Here is a 980-nt window from a genome sequence, read left to right as displayed (position 1 = left end):
ACGGAGCCGTCCCGGCGGACCCGCGCGAGCCGCTGGGCCAGTCGGTGCGCAAGTGTGATCGGCAACGGAAGCCGTTCCGGGGTCTCGTCCGTGGCGTACCCGAACATCAGGCCCTGGTCGCCGGCGCCCTGCCGGCCGAGCTCGTCCTGCTCGCCCTCCACCCGGGCCTCGTAGGCGTTCTCGACGCCCTGGGCAATGTCGGGCGACTGTGAACCGATCGAAACGGTCACTCCGCACGTCGACCCGTCGAACCCCTTGACGGACGAATCGTAACCGATTTCGATGAGCTTTCCGCGGACAACACTCGGAACATCGACATAAATCTCTGAGGTGACCTCTCCGGCAACGTGCACCAGACCGGTCGTCAACAGGGTCTCGACGGCGACGCGGGACCGGGGGTCGCCGGCGAGAAAAGCATCGAGAACAGCATCGCTGATCTGGTCGGCGAGTTTGTCGGGATGCCCTTCGGTGACGGATTCCGACGTGAACAGTCGACGGGACACGGCTGCACCTCATCTCATGCGCGTGAATGCACCTGTTGTGCGGATTCACCGACCACATATACATACATGTCGGATGGCCGGCGCGAACCATACCGGTCCGGACCGAAGACAGTGGCGGGACAGGCTCAGGAAGCCGTACAGATGGCCGAACTCACCCCGGCGAAATCAATATGGGCCCGCGCCACGAGCACCACCGGGATATACACGGTATCGACTTTCACACGCCAGTCACGAGATCGTCAACATCATCTATACTGTGACTTGAATCACGTAAATTTTCTTGATATTTCCCCGCGAAGGTGCTAAATGCTCACCTGTCGGCGAGCGCCCACTCCAGCAACCACTGGACGGCCTCGGTGTGGCGCCTCGCGGCGCTCAGATCGTCCCCCCAGGCATACAGGCCGTGACGTGCGACCAGCACGGCCGGGGTCCCCGGATCCCGGGCCCCGATCATCCGGTCACCGAGGTCGGTCATGT

General features: G+C 63.0%; 2 protein-coding genes. Both read right to left on the bottom strand.

Annotated features, from left to right (window positions below):
• On the bottom strand, window positions 1-503 hold a 503-nt coding region (locus tag DD1DGNOD_RS28635), incomplete at its 3' end, for an S-adenosylmethionine synthetase N-terminal domain-containing protein (RefSeq protein WP_283234645.1).
• Window positions 504-813: 310 nt separating this feature from the next.
• Window positions 814-978 (bottom strand): class II aldolase/adducin family protein, encoded by a 165-nt coding sequence (locus DD1DGNOD_RS02340; protein WP_206442904.1) that lies wholly within the window; start codon window positions 976-978, stop codon window positions 814-816.
• Window positions 979-980 lie beyond the last annotated feature (2 nt).

Source organism: Candidatus Protofrankia californiensis, assembly GCF_900634765.1.
Classification (GTDB): domain Bacteria; phylum Actinomycetota; class Actinomycetes; order Frankiales; family Frankiaceae; genus Protofrankia; species Protofrankia californiensis.
This window is presented reverse-complemented; position numbering and strand designations above follow the sequence as displayed.